The sequence below is a fragment of the Streptomyces calvus genome (assembly GCF_006782915.1).
GTDB lineage: Bacteria > Actinomycetota > Actinomycetes > Streptomycetales > Streptomycetaceae > Streptomyces > Streptomyces calvus.
Genome location: NZ_VCNP01000051.1, coordinates 76,649 through 94,096 on the forward strand (window position 1 = coordinate 76,649; position 17,448 = coordinate 94,096).

The 17,448-nt window shown below is 73.1% G+C and carries 16 protein-coding genes and 1 pseudogene; 9 read left to right on the plus strand and 8 right to left on the minus strand.

Annotated elements, in window-relative coordinates; all coding sequences use genetic code 11:
- Positions 1-207: 207 nt before the first annotated feature.
- On the plus strand, positions 208-996 hold the full coding sequence (locus tag FGW31_RS25320) for an endo alpha-1,4 polygalactosaminidase (protein ID WP_142195821.1): 789 nt from the start codon (positions 208-210) through the stop codon (positions 994-996).
- Here the strand turns inward: FGW31_RS25320 and FGW31_RS25325 are convergent.
- On the minus strand, positions 956-1,561 hold the full coding sequence (locus FGW31_RS25325) for an RDD family protein (RefSeq protein WP_142195822.1): 606 nt from the start codon (positions 1,559-1,561) through the stop codon (positions 956-958). The genes FGW31_RS25320 and FGW31_RS25325 overlap by 41 nt on opposite strands.
- 83 nt (positions 1,562-1,644) lie before the next feature.
- Positions 1,645-2,463, minus strand: a complete 819-nt coding sequence (locus tag FGW31_RS25330) for an adenosylcobinamide-GDP ribazoletransferase (protein ID WP_142195823.1) — start codon at positions 2,461-2,463, stop codon at positions 1,645-1,647.
- A 60-nt stretch (positions 2,464-2,523) separates the two neighbouring features.
- On the opposite strand from FGW31_RS25330, the gene FGW31_RS25335 reads away from it, so the two are divergent.
- Complete coding sequence (locus FGW31_RS25335; RefSeq protein WP_142195824.1) at positions 2,524-3,261, plus strand: hypothetical protein; 738 nt, start codon at positions 2,524-2,526, stop codon at positions 3,259-3,261.
- A gap of 82 nt (positions 3,262-3,343) precedes the next feature.
- Here FGW31_RS25335 and FGW31_RS36250 read toward each other — a convergent pair.
- Positions 3,344-3,490 (minus strand): annotated as a pseudogene (locus FGW31_RS36250) (cobyrinate a,c-diamide synthase); the annotation flags it as partial.
- Between the two features lie 4 nt (positions 3,491-3,494).
- Positions 3,495-4,643: a nicotinate-nucleotide--dimethylbenzimidazole phosphoribosyltransferase gene (gene cobT, locus FGW31_RS25340; RefSeq protein ID WP_233452577.1), complete on the minus strand. Its 1,149-nt coding sequence runs from the start codon at positions 4,641-4,643 to the stop codon at positions 3,495-3,497.
- Positions 4,644-5,016: 373 nt separating this feature from the next.
- On the opposite strand from cobT, the gene FGW31_RS25345 reads away from it, so the two are divergent.
- Positions 5,017-6,066: a class I SAM-dependent methyltransferase gene (locus tag FGW31_RS25345; RefSeq protein ID WP_142195825.1), complete on the plus strand. Its 1,050-nt coding sequence runs from the start codon at positions 5,017-5,019 to the stop codon at positions 6,064-6,066.
- Positions 6,067-6,078: 12 nt separating this feature from the next.
- Here FGW31_RS25345 and FGW31_RS25350 read toward each other — a convergent pair whose 3' ends face one another.
- Positions 6,079-7,278 (minus strand): bifunctional adenosylcobinamide kinase/adenosylcobinamide-phosphate guanylyltransferase, encoded by a 1,200-nt coding sequence (locus FGW31_RS25350; protein WP_142195826.1) that lies wholly within the window; start codon positions 7,276-7,278, stop codon positions 6,079-6,081.
- A 116-nt stretch (positions 7,279-7,394) separates the two neighbouring features.
- On the opposite strand from FGW31_RS25350, the gene FGW31_RS25355 reads away from it, so the two are divergent.
- Positions 7,395-7,607 carry a hypothetical protein gene (locus tag FGW31_RS25355; protein ID WP_142195827.1) on the plus strand — a complete coding sequence of 71 codons (213 nt, stop codon included), beginning with the start codon at positions 7,395-7,397 and terminating at the stop codon, positions 7,605-7,607.
- Positions 7,608-7,685: 78 nt separating this feature from the next.
- On the opposite strand, the gene FGW31_RS25360 is transcribed toward FGW31_RS25355, so the two are convergent.
- Together FGW31_RS25360 and FGW31_RS25365 are read right to left on the minus strand one after the other, a co-directional pair.
- Positions 7,686-8,354, minus strand: a complete 669-nt coding sequence (locus tag FGW31_RS25360) for a class I SAM-dependent methyltransferase (RefSeq protein WP_142195828.1) — start codon at positions 8,352-8,354, stop codon at positions 7,686-7,688.
- Between the two features lie 83 nt (positions 8,355-8,437).
- On the minus strand, positions 8,438-9,082 hold the full coding sequence (locus FGW31_RS25365; protein WP_142195829.1) for a DUF3043 domain-containing protein: 645 nt from the start codon (positions 9,080-9,082) through the stop codon (positions 8,438-8,440).
- A 304-nt stretch (positions 9,083-9,386) separates the two neighbouring features.
- Between FGW31_RS25365 and FGW31_RS25370 the strand changes: the two genes are divergently transcribed.
- The 5 genes from FGW31_RS25370 (at position 9,387) to FGW31_RS25390 (ending at position 15,917) form a co-directional block, all read left to right on the plus strand.
- On the plus strand, positions 9,387-10,172 hold the full coding sequence (locus tag FGW31_RS25370; protein ID WP_142195830.1) for a PspA/IM30 family protein: 786 nt from the start codon (positions 9,387-9,389) through the stop codon (positions 10,170-10,172).
- A 38-nt stretch (positions 10,173-10,210) separates the two neighbouring features.
- On the plus strand, positions 10,211-10,492 hold the full coding sequence (gene pspAA, locus FGW31_RS25375) for a PspA-associated protein PspAA (protein ID WP_142195831.1): 282 nt from the start codon (positions 10,211-10,213) through the stop codon (positions 10,490-10,492).
- Between the two features lie 127 nt (positions 10,493-10,619).
- Positions 10,620-11,864 carry a sensor histidine kinase gene (locus FGW31_RS25380; protein ID WP_142195832.1) on the plus strand — a complete coding sequence of 415 codons (1,245 nt, stop codon included), beginning with the start codon at positions 10,620-10,622 and terminating at the stop codon, positions 11,862-11,864.
- An 87-nt stretch (positions 11,865-11,951) separates the two neighbouring features.
- Positions 11,952-12,638, plus strand: coding sequence for a response regulator (locus FGW31_RS25385; protein ID WP_142195833.1), 687 nt, complete (start codon positions 11,952-11,954; stop codon positions 12,636-12,638).
- Between the two features lie 162 nt (positions 12,639-12,800).
- A complete protein-coding gene (locus tag FGW31_RS25390) occupies positions 12,801-15,917 on the plus strand; it encodes an efflux RND transporter permease subunit (RefSeq protein ID WP_142195834.1) in 3,117 nt (1,038 codons plus the stop codon).
- A 96-nt stretch (positions 15,918-16,013) separates the two neighbouring features.
- On the opposite strand, the gene nadA is transcribed toward FGW31_RS25390, so the two are convergent.
- Positions 16,014-17,198, minus strand: a complete 1,185-nt coding sequence (nadA, locus tag FGW31_RS25395) for a quinolinate synthase NadA (RefSeq protein WP_142195835.1) — start codon at positions 17,196-17,198, stop codon at positions 16,014-16,016.
- Positions 17,199-17,448: the final 250 nt, after the last annotated feature.

Here is a 17,448-nt window from a genome sequence, read left to right on the forward strand (position 1 = left end):
GGGCCTTCCCCGGTGCGGCGAACACTCGGGACGAGGGTACGCGCGTCCCCGCGTCCGATCATTCGGGCGGGTGTTCACCTCGCGGTGACGCGGTGGTCATCCCGGGGACCCCGCCGCCGGACCCTCAGGCGGGGACGATCATGCTTGAGGTTCCTGTGTGCCCCGCGCGGTGCCGACCACACCGCCGCCCTTTCTGGAGACCGCCCGGTGAGACGCCCGTTCCCGACCGTCCTGCTCCTCGCCGCGCTGGCGGCCGCCTGCACCACCGCACCCGGCCCCGACGCGCCCGCTGCCGGCGACCGCTGGCAGCCCCGGCCGGGCACCGCCTGGCAGTGGCAGCTCAGCGGACGCCTCGACACCTCCGTCGACGTTCCGGTATACGACATCGACGGCTTCGACCACTCCCGGGAGACCGTCGAGGCGCTGCACCGCGACGGCCGCAAGGTCATCTGCTACCTGTCCACCGGCGCCTGGGAGGACTTCCGCCCCGACGCGGACGACTTCCCGAAGTCGGTGATCGGCCGGGGCAACGGCTGGGAGGGCGAGCGCTGGCTCGACATCCGCCGCACCGACGTACTGGAACCGATCATGGCGGAGCGCATCGAGATGTGCCGCGACAAGGGCTTCGACGCGGTGGAGCCGGACAACATGGACGGCTACCGCAACCGCACCGGGTTCCCGCTCACCGCCGACGACCAGCTCCGCTACAACCGGCTGATCGCAAAGCTCGCCCACGACCGCGGCCTGGCCGTCGGCCTGAAGAACGACCTGGACCAGATCCCGGAGCTGGTCGACGACTTCGACTTCGCGGTCAACGAACAGTGCGCCCAGTACGGCGAGTGCGACGAGCTGACGCCGTTCGTCGAGGCGGACAAGGCCGTCTTCCACGCCGAGTACGAGCTGCCCACCGACCGCTTCTGCGCCGACTCCCGCCGCCTGAAGCTGAGTTCGCTGCTCAAGAAGTACGAACTCGGTGCATGGCGCCGGGCATGCTGAGGCGCACGCCGGTCACCGCCGTGCCCGCCACCCGGTCGGCGAGGGAGCGGCGGGCGGGGCCGAGCACGGGCAGCGCGTTGAACAGGAACAGCACCACCGCGCACGCCCACACCAGCAGCGACAGCACGAACCGTCCCTCGACCAGCAGCACGCAGGCCACCGCGAACACGGCGACGTCCGCCACCGTGGTCACCGCCGCCCGGACCGCCGCCCGGCCGGACGCCCGCGGCGTGACCTTCAGTCCGGTCAGTCCCTTGCCGACGGTGCGCCCGGCCAGGGCCAGGCACGCCCACTGGTAGAGGAAGGCCGCCAGGACCAGCAGCGCGAAGGCCTGCTCGACGTAGAGCACCGACTTGTCCCACAGTGACAGGCCGAACTCCTCCGAGGCGCCGAGCACGTCACCGCGTGAGGTCAGCAGGTCGAATCCGCCCCGGGCGGCGAGCGCGGGCACGTCCGTGACGAGCGCGGAGATCCGCTGGAAGGTGAGCACCGCGAGCCCCGACGCCAGCGCCACCACCAGCGCGAAGTCGACGCACCAGGCCGCGGCACGACGGAATGCCGACATCAACGTCCCCCGTTGTCCGATGAGTTGGGCCGACCACGCTAGCGGCGGAGCCCACCAGGACGCAGGGGTACGAGGAGATCGTTTCAGCCCAGTGACATGACGACGAGCGCGGTCGTCGCCGCGGTCTCCGCGAGCCCGCCGAACACGTCGCCCGTGACCCCGCCGAACCGGCGGACGCAGTGCCGCAGCAGCAGCTCGGCCACCGCGAGGGCCGCCAGGACCGCGAGCCCGGCCCGCACGGCACCGAACGCCCCGAAGAACGCGCCTCCGGCCGCCGCGGCCGCCGTCACCGCGAGCGCGGCGCCCACCGCGCCCGCGACCGGCACCACCCCGGCCACCGCCGCGCCCAGCCCTTCCGGACGCGCGGGCGGCACTCCGGTGCGGGCGGCCAGGGTGAGGGCCAGCCGCGCCACCAGCGCCGAGACGACGGCGGCGAGCGCGCCCCGGGCCCAGGAGTCGCCGTACGCCTGCGCCAGCGCGGCCACCTGGGCCAGCAGCGCGAGGACGAGGGTGAGCACCCCGAACGGCCCGATGTCCGACTGCTTCATGATCCGCAGCGCGTCCTCGGCGGGCTTGGCGCTGCCGAGCCCGTCCGCGGTGTCGGCCAGTCCGTCCAGATGCAGCCCCCGGGTCAGAGCGGCCGGTACGGCGACGGTGGCGACGGCGGCGAGCGGCGCGCCCGCGCCGAGGAGGAGCAGCAGCAGGCCCACGGCGGCCGCCGCGACACCGACCGCCAGCCCGGCCGCCGGGGCGCACAGCATGCCGGCGCGGGCGGCCGGGCGGTCCCAGCGGGTGACCCGGACCGGAAGCGCGGTGAGGGTGCCGAAGGCGAAACGGAGACCATCGGCCGGGGAAGCCGGAGAGGCCGGAGAAGCCGGAGAGGGGGGAGTGGTCGCGGGCACCGGCGCAGACTACCGGGCGGTCGACCGGGCGCCCACGGCCACCGTGGATAAAGTGCTCATATGGGACATTGGTTGGAGCGGAACATCATCGAGCCGGGCAAGCTCCCGCTGCTCCTCGCGCTCGCCGCCTTCGTTCTGACCTTCCTGATCACCCGGGTCATCACCCGTCTGATCCGGGCCGGCAAGGGGCCCTTCGGCAACGTCACGGCCGGCGCCGTGCACATCCACCATGTCGTCCCAGGGGTCGTCCTCACCGTGGCCGGCGGTTTCGGCGCGGTGGCGGGCGGTCGGCACGGCTTCGGATCGGCGCTGAGCGCGGTCCTCTTCGGCATCGGCGCGGGACTCGTCCTGGACGAGTTCGCCCTGATCCTGCACCTGGACGACGTCTACTGGACCGAGGCGGGCCGCAAGAGCGTGGAGATGGTCGTCCTCACCGCCGCCCTGGTCGGCCTCCTGCTGGTCGGGTTCGCGCCGTTCGGCGTCAACGACCTCTCCGAGGACGAACTCCAGAACCGTGCGAGCGTCGCCGCGAACGTCGCCGTGAACTTCCTCTTCTCGCTCATCGCCCTGAGCAAGGGCAAGGCGCGGACCGCCGTCTTCGGCGTGATCGTTCCCGTCGTGGCCCTGATCGGCTCCCTGCGGCTGGCCCGCCCGGACTCCCCGTGGGCCAGACGCTTCTACCGGCGCCGTCCCCGCGCCCGGGCCAGGGCCACCCTGCGCGCCTACCGCCACGACCGCCGCTGGTCCGGCCCCCGGCGTGCCGTCCAGGACTGGCTCGGCGGCAAACCCAACCCTTGACGACACCCCCCGAGCACCACCAGGAGCACGGGGAACTGCGCGAACAAGGGGCGCGGGGAACTGCGCGAACGAGGGGTGCGGGGAACTGTGCGAACGAGGGGTGCGGGGAACTGCGACGCAAGGGGCGCGGGGAACTGCGCGAACGGGGGTCCGGGGGCGGAGCCCCCGGGGACGGGACGGGAAGGGGCGGCGGGGGCGAAAAAAGGACGGGCCCCCACCCCCAGGCCGCTCACTCACTCCGGCTTGGCCGGCTCCTCCGCCTTCGCGAGGCCGCCGGACGTCTCCGGCTCCTCCGCCTTCGCGAGGCCGTCGGACGCGTCCGGCTCCTCCGACTCCTCCGCCCGTTCCGGCAACTCCGCCGCCAACGCCGCGGCCGCCTGCACCAGAGGCAGCGCCAGCAGACCCCCCGTGCCCTCACCGACGGTGACACCGTGGGTGAGCAGGGGCTCCAGCGCCATCCGGTCCAGCGCCTTGGCCTGGGCCGGCTCACCGCTGTCGTGCGCGGCCAGCCACCAGTCCGGCGCCCGGAACGCGACCCGCTGGCCCACCAGCGCACACGCCGCCGTCACCACTCCGTCCAGCACGACGGGCAGCTTCCGCACCGCGGCCTGGAGCAGGAAGCCCGTCATCGCGGTGAGATCGGCCCCGCCGACCGTCGCGAGGAGCTGCAACTGGTCGCCCAGCACAGGCCGGGCCCGGCGCAGCGCGTCACGGATCGCCGCGCACTTGCGCATCCACGCCAGGTCGTCGATCGCGAGCCCGCCGCGTCCCGTCACCACCGACGCGTCCGTCCCGCACAGCGCGGCCACCAGCACGCCCGCCGCGGTCGTCCCGCCGACGCTCACATCACCGAGCACCACCAGGTCCGTACCGGAGTCGGCCTCCTCGTCGGCCACGGCCATCCCGGCCCGGAACGCCGCCTCGGCCTCCTCGGACGTCAGCGCGTCCTCGACGTCGATGCGCCCGCTGCCGCGCCGCACCCGGTGCCGTACGACGTCCTCGGGCAGCGACCCGGGGTCGCAGTCCAGAGCCATGTCGACCACCCGCACCGGCACCCCGAGGCGGCGGGCCAGCACGGCCACCGGACGGCCGCCCTCCAGCACCTCCCGCACCAGGCCGGCGGCGCTGCCCGCGGCCCGCGAGGAGACGCCCAGCTCCGCGATCCCGTGATCACCGGCGAACAGCACGACCCGCGGCCGTTCCACCGGCCGTACCGGCACCGCGGACTGCGCCGCCGCCAGCCATTCACCCAGGTCGTCGAGGCGGCCCAGCGCCCCGGGCGGCACGATCTGCCGCTCCCGGCGCGCCTCCGCGTCGCGGCGTACCCCGCCGTCCGGACGCTCGATCAGATCGGTGAAGTCGTCGAGATTAAGCGAGCTCATTCGCCGAACAGTACCGGCCCCGCTCGAACACGAGGGAGCGCCGGTCAGCACCGCGTGCACCGCCTCACCCGCACCACGCCACCCGGGCGCCGATGCGCCCCGGAACGCCTTCCCCTACGTAACGTTTTACAGGGAAATGCCGGACATCCAGCCGTCCGCCTCACCCCGCCCACCCGCACCACCGAATCCATCCGCCCCACCGCCACTGCACCCGCCCGTCCCCACCCCTCTGCACCACCCGCCTCACCGCACTGCACCCACCCGCCCGACTCCTCTGCACCCACCCGCCCGACTCCTCTGCACCCACCCGCCCGACCCTGTCCCGCCCGTAGCGGCACCCGCGTGCCGTACGCCCTCACGCCGGGAGCCGCCCATGTCCGCGCCCACCCCCGACACCGCGTCCCCCGTTCCCCACGGCTCCGCCCGGGTGCACGAGCCGCGCCGCCAGGACTGCCCCTGGTGCGGTTCCGCGCGGCTGCGCAACCGGCTGCGCACCGGGGACCTGCGCCGCCACCGGCCGGGCCTGTTCACCGTCGACACCTGCCGGGACTGCGGCCACACCTTCCAGAACCCCCGCCTCACCGCCGAGGGCCTCGCCTTCTACCGGCGGGCCGTGCGCGGCGCCCCCCGGGACCCCGCCACCGAACGCGTCCTGGCCCTGCACGCCGCCCGGCACCGCCGCCGCTCCGCCGCCCGCGCGATGCTGCCCTTCGGCGAACCGGAGAGCTGGCTGGACGTCGGCACCGGCCTCGCCCGTTTCCCGCACACCGCGCGGGAGTTCTTCCCGTACACCGCCTTCGACGGCACCGACCTCACCGCGCGCGTCGAACGGGCCCGGGCGCTCGGCCGCGTGGAGGAGGCGCACATCGGGCCGCTGACCGACCCGGCCGTCCTGGCCCGGGTGGCCGGCCGCTACGACGTGGTCAGCCTGCTGCACCACCTGGAACACACCACCGACCCCCGCGCGGAACTCCACGCCGCCCTCGACGCCCTCCGCCCCGGCGGCCACCTCCTCGTCGAGACCCTCGACCCGCGCTGCGCCTACGCCGTCCTGTTCGGCCGCTGGTGGCTGCCCTACGACCAGCCCCGCCGACTGCACCTGCTGCCCCCGCGCAACGTCCGCGCGGAACTGGAGGGGCGGGGCTGCACCGTCGTCACCGCCGGGCACCGCGCCGCGCACGTGCCGCACGACCTGGCCGGCCTGGCCGCCCTCGCCCTCTCCCACACGCTGCCCGCGCCGGACACCCCCTGGCGGGCCATCCCGCCGAGCCCGCTCCAGCGGCACCTGCGCACCGTGCTGCTGCGCGCGGGCACCCCGCTGGTGGTCGCGGCGGCGGTCACCGACCTCGCCCTGGCACCCCTGGTGCGCCACACGCCGTTCGCCAACGCCTACCGGATCATCGCGCGCAAGCCCGCGGACTGACCGGCCGGCACCTCACCCGCGCAGGACCAGCGCCTGGCCCGCCACCACCAGCAGCACCTGCTCGCACTCCCGGGCGAACGCCGCGTTCAGCCGCCCGAGTTCGTCCCGGTACCGGCGGCCGGACGCCGTCGCGGGCACGATGCCCGACCCCACCTCGTTGGAGACGGCGACCACCGTCCGCCGGGTCGCGCGCACCGACTCCGTCAGCTCCCGCACCCGTTCCCGCAGCGCCCGCTCCCCGCCGTCCGCCCACTCCGCGTCGTCCCACGCCCCGACCGCGTCCATCGCGTCCGTCAGCCACAGCGACAGGCAGTCCACCAGCAGCGGCGGCCCGTCGTCCTTCAGCAGCGGCACCAGGTCGCAGGTCTCCAGGGTCCGCCACGATCCCGGCCGCCGCTCCTGGTGCGCCGAGACCCTGGCCGCCCACTCGGTGTCCCCGTTGCGCGCCCCGCCGGTCGCCACGTACACCACCTCGGGGAACGACTCCAGCCGCCGCTCGGCCTCCACCGACTTGCCCGAGCGCGCCCCGCCCAGCACCAGCGTCCGCCGCGGCACGTCGGGCACGTCCTCGTACGCGCCGACCTCCAGGGTGGACCCGTCCGGCACGGCACGCGCCCCGGCCGCCGCGAGCCGCCGCGCGAGCTCCGTGCCCGGCGGCACGTCGTGGTCCAGATGGACGGCGACGACATCGGTGGTCGGGCCCACCGCCCCGGTCTCCCGCAGCCTCGCCAGCGCGTCCGGCCGGCCCACGACGTCCAGCAGCACCATGGCGTACGGCTCGGACGTGGCCTCCAGTCCGGCCGGCGCACCGCCCGGCGGCAGGTACAGCAGCCGCTGCCCGTCCGTGCCGGTCACCGCGTACCCGGTGCCGGGCGCGTCCAGTGCCACCGCGCGCACCCTGTGTCCGGTCAGCAGCGCCAGCTCCCGCCCGTCCGGCACCCTCCCGGGCTGCGGCAGCCCGGCCGGCACCTCGACCGCGGGCCCGTCGTGCGGATGCGACAGCAGCGCCTGGCGCACACCGCCCAGCGATCGCCCCGCGCGGGCCGCCGCGAACGCCGCGCCCGGCGTGAGATCGAGCAGCAGCGCACCGTCCACGAGCAGTGAGGTGGCCGCCCGCGCGTCCGGTCCGAGCGCGGACGCGCACACGGCGCAGGGACAGTCGGGGCGGGGCAGGCCCGCGGGGGCACCGGTGCCGAGCAGAGTGAGTTCCACGCCCCCGATTTTCGCCTCTCCCCACGACCGCTGCCCGTCCGACTACGCTCTGGGCAGGAGCCGGACCGAGATCCGGCTCCTGCTGTGCAGTGTGCTCACACCCATGGGAGGCGTACATGGCGGCATGGACGTGGCGGTTCGAGAAGGCCGACGGGACGCAGGTCGAGCCCGCGGTGCCGCCGGAGGAGTTCCCCACACAGGGGGACGCCGAGTCCTGGATCGGGGAGAACTGGAAGGCCCTTCTGGAGGGCGGTGCCGACCAGGTGCGCCTGCTGGAGGACAGCACGGAGATCTACGGCCCGATGAGCCTGCACGCCGAGCAGGAGTGACCCCGGACCCGTGAACTCCCGGGCGGGGGCCGCACCGGCCCTCGCCCGCCCCGCGGTGTCGCGGTGTCCCGAGAGGGCTCAGCCGCGGACGCCGCACAGGTGCAGCAGGGCCGCCACTCCCCGGTAGGGGTCCGTCCGTCCGGCCCGCTCCTCGGCCGCGAGCAGGGCCTCCAGATCGCCCGGGAGGTCCGCGTCGTCCGCCGCCGTGTCCGTGAACACCCGGACGCCGTACCAGGTGTGCAGCGGTGCCCCGATCCCCGCGAGCGTCGACGTCAGCCGCTTCAGCCCGTACGACACCGTCGAGAAGGCCTCCAGCGCCCCGGCCCAGTCACCGGACAGGCCGGCCCGCATCGCGGGCGCGTCGCCGTTGCGCACCAGCAGGGACAGCAGCCCGCCGGGCGCCAGCATCCGGCCCAGTCCGGCCAGCAGCGCGTCCGGCTCCTCGACCTGCAGCAGGACGCCGTGACAGAGCACCACGTCGAAACTGCCCGGCCGGAAGTGCACGCCCGTGTCCCGGCCGTCGCCCTCGACGATCCGCATCCGCTCCCGGATGCCCTCCGGTTCCCCGGCGAGCTCCTCCCGGACGGCGGCGATCATCACCGGGTCCTGCTCGACGCCGGTGACCTGGTGGCCGGCCCGTGCCAGCCGCAGCGCCTGCGCTCCCCGGCCCATGCCCACGTCGAGCACGCGCAGCCGCCGCCCGACCGGGAAGCGCCCCACTATCTGCTCCTCCAGCTGGCGGGCCACCAGCTCCCGCCGGACGGCGTCCCGCAGACCGCCGGGCCCGCTCGCCCGGTCCCGCGCAGCGCCGTCGGCGACCGACGTGGCGCTCAGGGCCGCTCCCCGCGCTTGACCTGGGGCTTGGGCAGCCGCAGCCGGCGCATCTGGAGGGAACGCATCAGCGCGTAGGCCACCGCGCCGCGCCGGTTGTCGTCGGGGAAGCGCTCCGCCAGCCGCTTCTTCAGCCGGAAGCCGGTCACGACCGAGTCGAGCACGATCATCACGATCACCACCAGCCACAGCAGCAGCGCGGCGTTCTGCAGCTGGGGCACCTGGATCATGCTCAGCACCAGGATGATCACGGCCATCGGCAGGAAGTACTCCGCGATGTTGAACCGCGCGTCGACGAAGTCGCGCGCGAACCTGCGCACCGGCCCCTTGTCACGGGCGGGCAGGTAGCGCTCGTCGCCGCTGGCCAGCGCCTGGCGCTGACGCTCCAGCGCGGCGCGCCGCTCCTCGCGCTGGCGCTTGGCGGCCTCCTTGCGCGTCATCGTCGTGTTGGCGACGCTGCGGCGCTGGGACTGGGCCACGCTGCGCTTGGGCGTGGGGCGGCCCTTGGGGGCCTCCGGATGACGGGTCTGCTTGGAGTCGGTCACCGTCGCCTTGTCGGCGGCGGATGCCTTCTCTTCCTTGGCACGGCTACGGAACACAAAACCCAAGGGTACGGGGTGCCCGGGGTTGGACCCCAGCCGCATGGGGAACGATCCGGCAACACCGGACGTCTCCAATAGGACAGAGAGGACGATGAGGGAACTCCGCGGGGACGATGCGGGGGCTTCGGGGGAACGTCGTTCGGGTTCCCGGGCTCCCGGGCGGCCGTCTGCGGGGGTCACCTACTCCCTGCGCCGGATCCGAAGGGTGCTCAGTCGTCCTTGGGGATGAGCGCATACGTCGCCGAACAGTGCGGTAATGGAGGCAGGGCCCGTACTGTGGGTTCTGTCGCAGGAGCTGGAGCTGGAGTCCGTCAGAAGGGGGCGCGCGAAGCCCATGAGCGGTGTCATGAAGCGTATGGGGATGATCTTCCGCGCGAAGGCGAACAAGGCCCTTGACCGGGCCGAGGACCCGCGCGAGACCCTCGATTACTCGTACCAGAAGCAGCTGGAGCTGCTCCAGAAGGTCCGCCGCGGCGTCGCCGACGTGGCGACCAGTCGCAAGCGGCTGGAGCTCCAGCTCAACCAGCTCCAGTCCCAGTCGTCGAAGCTGGAGGACCAGGGCCGCAAGGCGCTCGCGCTGGGTCGTGAGGACCTCGCCCGCGAGGCGCTCTCGCGCCGCGCCGCCCTCCAGCAGCAGGTGACGGACCTGGAGACGCAGCACGCCACGCTCCAGGGCGAGGAGGAGAAGCTCACCCTCGCGGCCCAGCGCCTCCAGGCCAAGGTGGACGCCTTCCGCACCAAGAAGGAGACCATCAAGGCCACGTACACGGCGGCCCAGGCGCAGACCCGGATCGGCGAGGCCTTCTCCGGCATCTCCGAGGAGATGGGCGACGTCGGCCTGGCGATCCAGCGCGCCGAGGACAAGACCGCCCAGCTCCAGGCGCGGGCCGGCGCGATCGACGAACTGCTCGCCTCCGGCGCCCTCGACGACCAGTCCGGCATGCACAAGGACGACATCCAGGCCGAGCTGGACCGGCTCTCCGGTGGTACGGATGTAGAGCTGGAACTGCAGCGCATGAAGGCCGAGCTGGCCGGCGGTTCGTCGGCCGGACAGCAGGCCATCGAAGGCGGCAGCGGTCAGCAGCAGTCCCAGCAGCAGCCACAGGACACCCCCCGCTTCGACAAGCAGTAGGCGCCGAGGGCGGAAGGGGCCCACGCCGAGGAGGGCACATGATCGTACGGATCATGGGGGAGGGGCAGGTGAGGCTGGCGGAGAGCCGCCTCGCCGACCTGAACACGCTGGACGAGGAACTGCTCGCCGAGGTGGAGAAGGGCGACGGACCGGGCTTCCGCGCGACGCTCCAGGCGCTGCTGGCCAAGGTCCGCGAACTCGGCGAGCCCCTGCCCGACGACGCCCTGGAGCCCTCCGACCTGATCCTGCCGTCCTCCGACGCGACGCTGGACGAGGTCAAGGAACTCCTGAGCGACGACGGTCTGATCCCGGGCACCTGAGCGACACCGGACGGTCCCGGGCGCGGCCCGTGCGGGCGGGCGCGGGATCCGAGGACGGGCCCCGGGACGGTCGTACGCACGCCGGAAACGTGGGAGGCGGCGCCCGCCCCGGCTACCGTAATCAGCCGTGAGCACCCTGACGCGCGCCCGGTGCCGGCTCCAGGCACACCCCTTCGCGGCGGACGCGGCCCTCGCCGCGGCCGTCCTCGCGTGCATGGTGGCCGGCTCCTTCGTCGACCCGCACGGCCCCGACGGGGTCGACTGGGGCCTGCGCAGCCCCGACCCGCTGAGCCTGGTGCTCATGACCCTCGGCGCCCTCGCGCTCGTCTTCCGCCGCCGGGCGCCCCGTACGGTGCTCGCGCTGGCCGGCGGCGTCTCCGTGGCCGAGTCCGTCACCGGCGACCCCCGCGCCCCCGTCGCCATGTGCGCGGTCGTCGCCCTGTACACCGTCGCCTCCACCACCGACCGTCCCACCACTTGGCGGATCGGCCTGCTCACCACGACGGTCCTCACCGGCACCGCCATGGCCGCCGGGCCGCTGCCCTGGTACGCGCAGGAGAACCTGGCGATCTTCGCCTGGACCGGCATCGGCGCCACCGCCGGGGACGCGGTCCGCAGCCGCCGCGCCTTCGTCCAGGCCATCCGTGAACGCGCCGAACGGGCCGAACGCACCCGCGAGGAGGAGGCCCGCCGCAGGGTCGCCGAGGAACGCCTGCGCATCGCCCGCGACCTGCACGACGTGGTGGCCCACCACATCGCCCTGGTCAACGTCCAGGCCGGCGTCGCCGCCCACGTCATGGACAAACGGCCCGACCAGGCCAAGGAGGCCCTCGCCCATGTGCGGGAGGCCAGCCGCTCCGCGCTGGGCGAACTGCGGGCCACCGTCGGCCTGCTGCGCCAGTCCGGCGAACCCGAGGCGCCCACCGAACCCGCGCCCGGCCTCGACCGCCTCGACGAACTCGCGGGCACGTTCCGCAGCGCCGGACTGCGCGTCGAGGTCGCCCGCGCCGACCAGGGCACCGACCTGCCGGCCGCCGTCGACCTGGCCGCCTACCGGGTCATCCAGGAGGCCCTGACCAACGTGCAGAAACACGCCGGCACGGACGCGCGGGCCGAGGTCAGCGTCGTCCGCGTGGGACCCCACATCGAGGTCACCGTCCTCGACGACGGCAGTGGCGAGAACCCACAGGACGACCCCGACGCCCCGGAGGACGCCCCCGGCGGCGGGCACGGACTGCTCGGCATGCGCGAGCGCGTCACCGCCCTGCGCGGCACCCTCACCACCGGCCCCCGCTACGGCGGCGGTTTCCGCGTCCATGCGATCCTGCCCGTCGAGCCCCGCACGTCCGCCGCCCGGGACAGCGGCCGGTGACCGCCGCCCGTGAACACCGCCCGGGGCAGCCGCCCGTGACCACCGTCCGGGGCAGCCGCCCGTGACCACCGCCCCGCTGGAGCCCGTATGACGATCCGTGTCCTGCTCGCCGACGACCAGGCGCTGCTGCGCAGCGCCTTCCGCGTGCTCGTCGACTCCGAGCCGGACATGGAGGTGGTGGGCGAGGCGTCCGACGGCGCGGAAGCGGTCCGGCTGGCCCGCGAACAGCGCGCCGACGTCGTCCTGATGGACATCCGTATGCCCGGCACCGACGGGCTCGCCGCCACCCGCATGATCAGCGCCGACCCCGGACTCGCCGGGGTGCGGGTGGTGATCCTGACGACCTTCGAGGTCGACGACTACGTGGTGCAGTCGCTGCGGGCCGGCGCCTCCGGCTTCCTCGGCAAGGGCTCCGAACCCGAGGAGATGCTCAACGCCATCCGCATCGCCGCCGACGGCGAGGCCCTGCTGTCCCCGGTCGCCACCAAGGGCCTGATCGCCCGCTTCCTCGCCCAGGAAGGCACGGCCGGCGACGCCGAACGCGACCCGGCCCGCGCCGAACGGCTCGACTCCCTGACGGTGCGCGAGCGCGAGGTCCTCGTCCAGGTGGCCGGAGGGCACTCCAACGACGAGATCGCCGAACGCCTCCAGGTCAGCCCGCTGACCGTGAAGACCCACGTCAACCGGGCCATGGCCAAGCTGGGCGCCCGCGACCGGGCCCAACTGGTGGTCATCGCCTACGAGTCGGGCCTGGTCCGTCCAAGGGTGGAGTGAGCCCGCGGGGCGTACTGCGGCGGGAGTACGCGCCGTACGGGAGATTTGGACCTCGGGTCTACGGATCGGCCCCTGTCGATGGCTCAGGGTGTAGAGCAGGCGCTCACCTGTGGGCCCGCCTGCCGGACTTCCGCCGCTTTCCACGGAAAAGAGACCCTGACCATGTCCTGGCTGTCCAGATTCAGCCTCGCGCAACGGGCGCTGATCGGACTGATGTCGATCATCGCGCTCGGCTTCGGGGCCATCGCGATACCCCAGCTCAAGCAGCAGCTGCTGCCCACCATCGAACTGCCCATGGTCTCCGTGATCGCGCCGTACCAGGGCGCGTCGCCGGACGTGGTGGAGAAGCAGGTCGTCGAACCCATCGAGGACAGCCTGGAGGCCGTCGACGGCCTCACCGGCGTCACCTCGACGGCGAGCGAGGGCAACGCCGTGATCATGGCGTCCTTCGACTACGGCAACAACAGCCGGCAGCTCGTCGCCGACGTCCAGCAGGCCGTCAACCGGGCCGGCGCCCGCCTCCCGGACGACGTGGACCCGCAGGTCGTCGCCGGCTCCACGGACGACATCCCGACCGTGGTGCTCGCCGTCACCTCCGACAAGGACCAGCAGGCCCTCGCCGACCAGCTCGACCGCACCGTGGTGCCCGCGCTGGAGGACATCGACGGTGTCGGCCAGGTCACCGTGGACGGCGTGCGCGACCTCCAGATCGCCGTCACCCCCGACGACAGGAAGCTGGCCGCGGCCGGCCTGACCACCCAGTCCCTCGTCCAGGCACTCCAGGCGGGCGGCGCGACCGTGCCGGCCGGCTCGTTCGACGAGGACGGCGCCAACCGCACCGTCCAGGTGGGCAGCGGCTTCACCTCGCTGCAGCAGATCGAGGACCTGATGGTCACCGGTGAGCCCGGCAAGGGCGAGCCGGTCCGCCTCGGTGACGTCGCCACCGTCACCGAGGAGGAGGCCCGGGCCACCTCCCTCACCCGTACCAACGGCGAGCCCAGCCTCGCCGTGGCGGCCACCATGGACCACGACGGCAGCGCCGTCGCCATCTCGGAGGCCGTCGAGGACAAGCTGCCGGAGCTGCGCGAGGACCTCGGTGCCGGCGCCACCCTCACCGTCGTCAGCGACCAGGGCCCGGCGGTCTCCAAGGCCATCGACGGCCTGACCACCGAGGGCGCGCTCGGCCTGCTCTTCGCCGTCCTGGTGATCCTGGTCTTCCTGGCCTCGGTCCGCTCCACCCTGGTCACCGCGGTGTCCATCCCGCTGTCCGTGGTCCTCGCCCTGATCGTGCTGTGGACCCGCGACCTGTCGCTGAACATGCTGACGCTGGGCGCGCTCACCATCGCGATCGGCCGCGTCGTGGACGACTCCATCGTGGTCCTGGAGAACATCAAGCGGCACCTCGGCTACGGCGAGGAGCGCCAGACGGCGATCATGAACGCGGTGCGCGAGGTGGCGGGCGCGGTGACGTCCTCGACCCTCACCACGGTCGCCGTGTTCCTGCCGATCGGCCTGGTCGGCGGCATGGTGGGCGAGCTGTTCGGCTCCTTCAGCCTCACCGTCTCGGCGGCGCTGCTGGCGTCCCTGCTGGTGTCGCTGACGGTCGTCCCGGTGCTGTCGTACTGGTTCCTGCGCGCGCCCAAGGGCACTCCCGAGGACGCCGAGGAGGCGCGCCGGCTCGCCGAGGAGAAGGAGGCGAAGAGCCGCCTGCAGCGCGTCTACGTGCCCGTGCTGCGCTTCGCCACCCGCCGCAGGCTGACCAGCGTGGCCATCGCGGTCGTCGTGCTGATCGGCACCTTCGCCATGGCGCCGCTGCTGAAGACCAACTTCTTCGACCAGGGCGAGCAGCAGGTCCTCACCGTCCGGCAGGAGCTGGAGCCCGGCACCAGCCTGAGCGCCACCGACGCCCAGGCCCGGAAGGTCGAGAAGCTGCTCGGCGACACCGAGGGCGTCAAGGACTACCAGGTGACGATCGGCTCGTCCGGCTTCATGGCCGCCTTCGGCGGCGGCACGGACACCAACCAGGCGACGTACCAGGTGATGCTGGAGGACGACGCGTCCTCCGCGGACGTGCAGGACGGCATCGAGAAGGGCCTGGAGAAGCTCGACGGCATCGGCACCACCACCATCGCGGCCGGTGACGGCTTCGGCAGCCAGGACCTGAGCGTGGTCGTCAAGGCGTCCGACGCGCAGGCGCTGCGCAAGGCCGCGGACCAGGTCCGCGGTGCGGTGGCCTCCCTGGACGACGTCACCGACGTCACCAGCGACCTGGCGCAGAGCGTGCCCCGCATCTCGGTGAAGGCGAACGAGAAGGCCGCGCAGGCCGGCTTCACCGACCAGACCCTCGGCGCGGCCGTCGCCCAGGCGGTGCGCGGCACGCCCGCCGCCACCGCGGTCCTCGACGACACCGAGCGCGACGTCGTCATCCGTTCCGCGAAGCCGGCCACCACCGTGGACCAGCTGAAGAACCTGCGCCTCGGCCCGGTGAAGCTCGGTGACGTCGCCACCGTCGAGGTGGTGGACGGCCCGGTCTCCATGACCCGGATCGACGGCCAGCGCGCCGCCACCGTCACCGCCAAGCCGACCGGCGACAACACGGGCGCGGTCAGCGCCGACCTCCAGTCGAAGATCGACGCGCTGACGCTCCCGGCGGGCGCGACGGCGGAGATCGGCGGCGTCTCCGAGGACCAGGACGAGGCGTTCGCCAACCTGGGCCTGGCGATGCTGGCGGCGATCGCGATCGTGTTCATGCTGCTGGTCGGCACGTTCCGCTCGCTCGCCCAGCCGCTGATCCTGCTGGTCTCCATCCCGTTCGCGGCGACCGGCGCGATCGGCCTGCTGCTGGTCACCGGCACCCCGATGGGTGTCCCGGCGATGATCGGCATGCTGATGCTGATCGGCATCGTGGTCACCAACGCGATCGTGCTGATCGACCTGATCAACCAGTACCGCAAGCAGGGCTACGGCGTGGTCGAGGCCGTGCTGGAGGGCGGTCGCCACCGGCTGCGGCCGATCCTGATGACGGCTCTGGCGACCGTGTTCGCCCTGCTCCCGATGGCGCTGGGCGTCACCGGCGAGGGCGGCTTCATCGCCCAGCCGCTGGCCGTGGTGGTGATCGGCGGTCTGATCACGTCGACCCTGCTCACCCTCCTGCTGGTCCCGACGCTCTACGCGATGCTGGAGCTCCGCAAGGAGCGCCGCGCGAAGAAGCGCGCGGCGAAGAAGGGCAAGGCGGCGCAGGCGGAGGCTCCGCAGGAGCCGGCGCCGGCGCAGGTCTGACGCCACGGACGACCGAGGCCCCGCCCGACACCACCGAAGGTGATCGGGCGGGGCCTCCGCCATGACACGCGCCGCCCGCGGGCGGGAAGGGGCCGGTTACGGCAGCGCCAGCATCCGCTCCAGGGCCAGCTTGGCGAACGCCTCGGTCTCCTTGTCGACCTCGATGCGGTTGACGAGTGCGCCCTCTGCCAGGGACTCCAGGGCCCACACCAGGTGGGGGAGGTCGATGCGGTTCATCGTCGAGCAGAAGCAGACCGTCTTGTCCAGGAAGACGATCTCCTTGCCCTCGGACGCGAAACGGTTCGCCAGGCGCCGTACCAGGTTCAGCTCGGTGCCGATGGCCCACTTGGAGCCGGCCGGGGCCGCCTCCAGCGTCTTGATGATGTACTCGGTGGAGCCGACGTAGTCCGCCGCGGCGACGACCTCGTGCCGGCACTCGGGGTGCACCAGGACGTTGACGCCCGGGATGCGCTCGCGCACGTCGTTGACCGAGTCCAGGCTGAAGCGGCCGTGCACGGAGCAGTGGCCGCGCCACAGGATCATCTTCGCGGCGCGCAGCTCGTCCGCCGTCAGCCCGCCGTTCGGCTTGTGCGGGTTGTAGACGACGCAGTCCTCCAGGGACATGCCCATGTCCCGCACCGCCGTGTTGCGGCCCAGGTGCTGGTCGGGCAGGAAGAGGACCTTCTCGCCCTGCTCGAAGGCCCAGTCGAGGGCCCGCCGGGCGTTGGAGGAGGTGCAGATCGTGCCGCCGTGCTTGCCCGTGAACGCCTTGATGTCGGCGGAGGAGTTCATGTACGAGACGGGGACGACCTGCTCGGCTATCCCGGCCTCCGTCAGCACGTCCCAGCACTCGGCGACCTGCTCGGCCGTCGCCATGTCGGCCATCGAGCAGCCGGCCGCCAGGTCGGGCAGGACCACCTTCTGGTCGTCGCCGGTCAGGATGTCCGCGGACTCCGCCATGAAGTGCACACCGCAGAAGACGATGTACTCGGCCTGCGGGCGCGCGGCGGCGTCCCGGGCCAGCTTGAAGGAGTCGCCCGTGACGTCGGCGAACTGGATGACCTCGTCGCGCTGGTAGTGGTGGCCGAGCACGAAGACCTTGTCCCCGAGCTTCTCCTTGGCCGCGCGGGCGCGCTCCACCAGGTCCGGGTCGGACGGCGAGGGCAGGTCGCCGGGACACTCCACACCGCGCTCGCTCCTCGGGTCGGCCTCACGGCCGAGGAGCAGCAGGGCGAGGGGCGTCGGCTGTACGTCGAGCTCCTGGGTCTGGGCGGTGGTCACGACACGCACCCTTTCTGTTCTGGCGACTTCTCGTCGGAATGACGCTATCTATCATAAACGCTTCACGTCACTTTGACGATGGCCATAGCGTCCATGTGACGTGAATCCCGGTCGGCGGCGATTCATTCCCCGGAGGCCGTTCAAGCGACGGTTTTCGCGTCGCACGGCGTGTGCGAGCATGAGGAGAGGGAGCCGAAGAACAAGCGCCCGGCCCGGAATGAATCCGCGGTCCCGCCGGTTGCAACCGTCG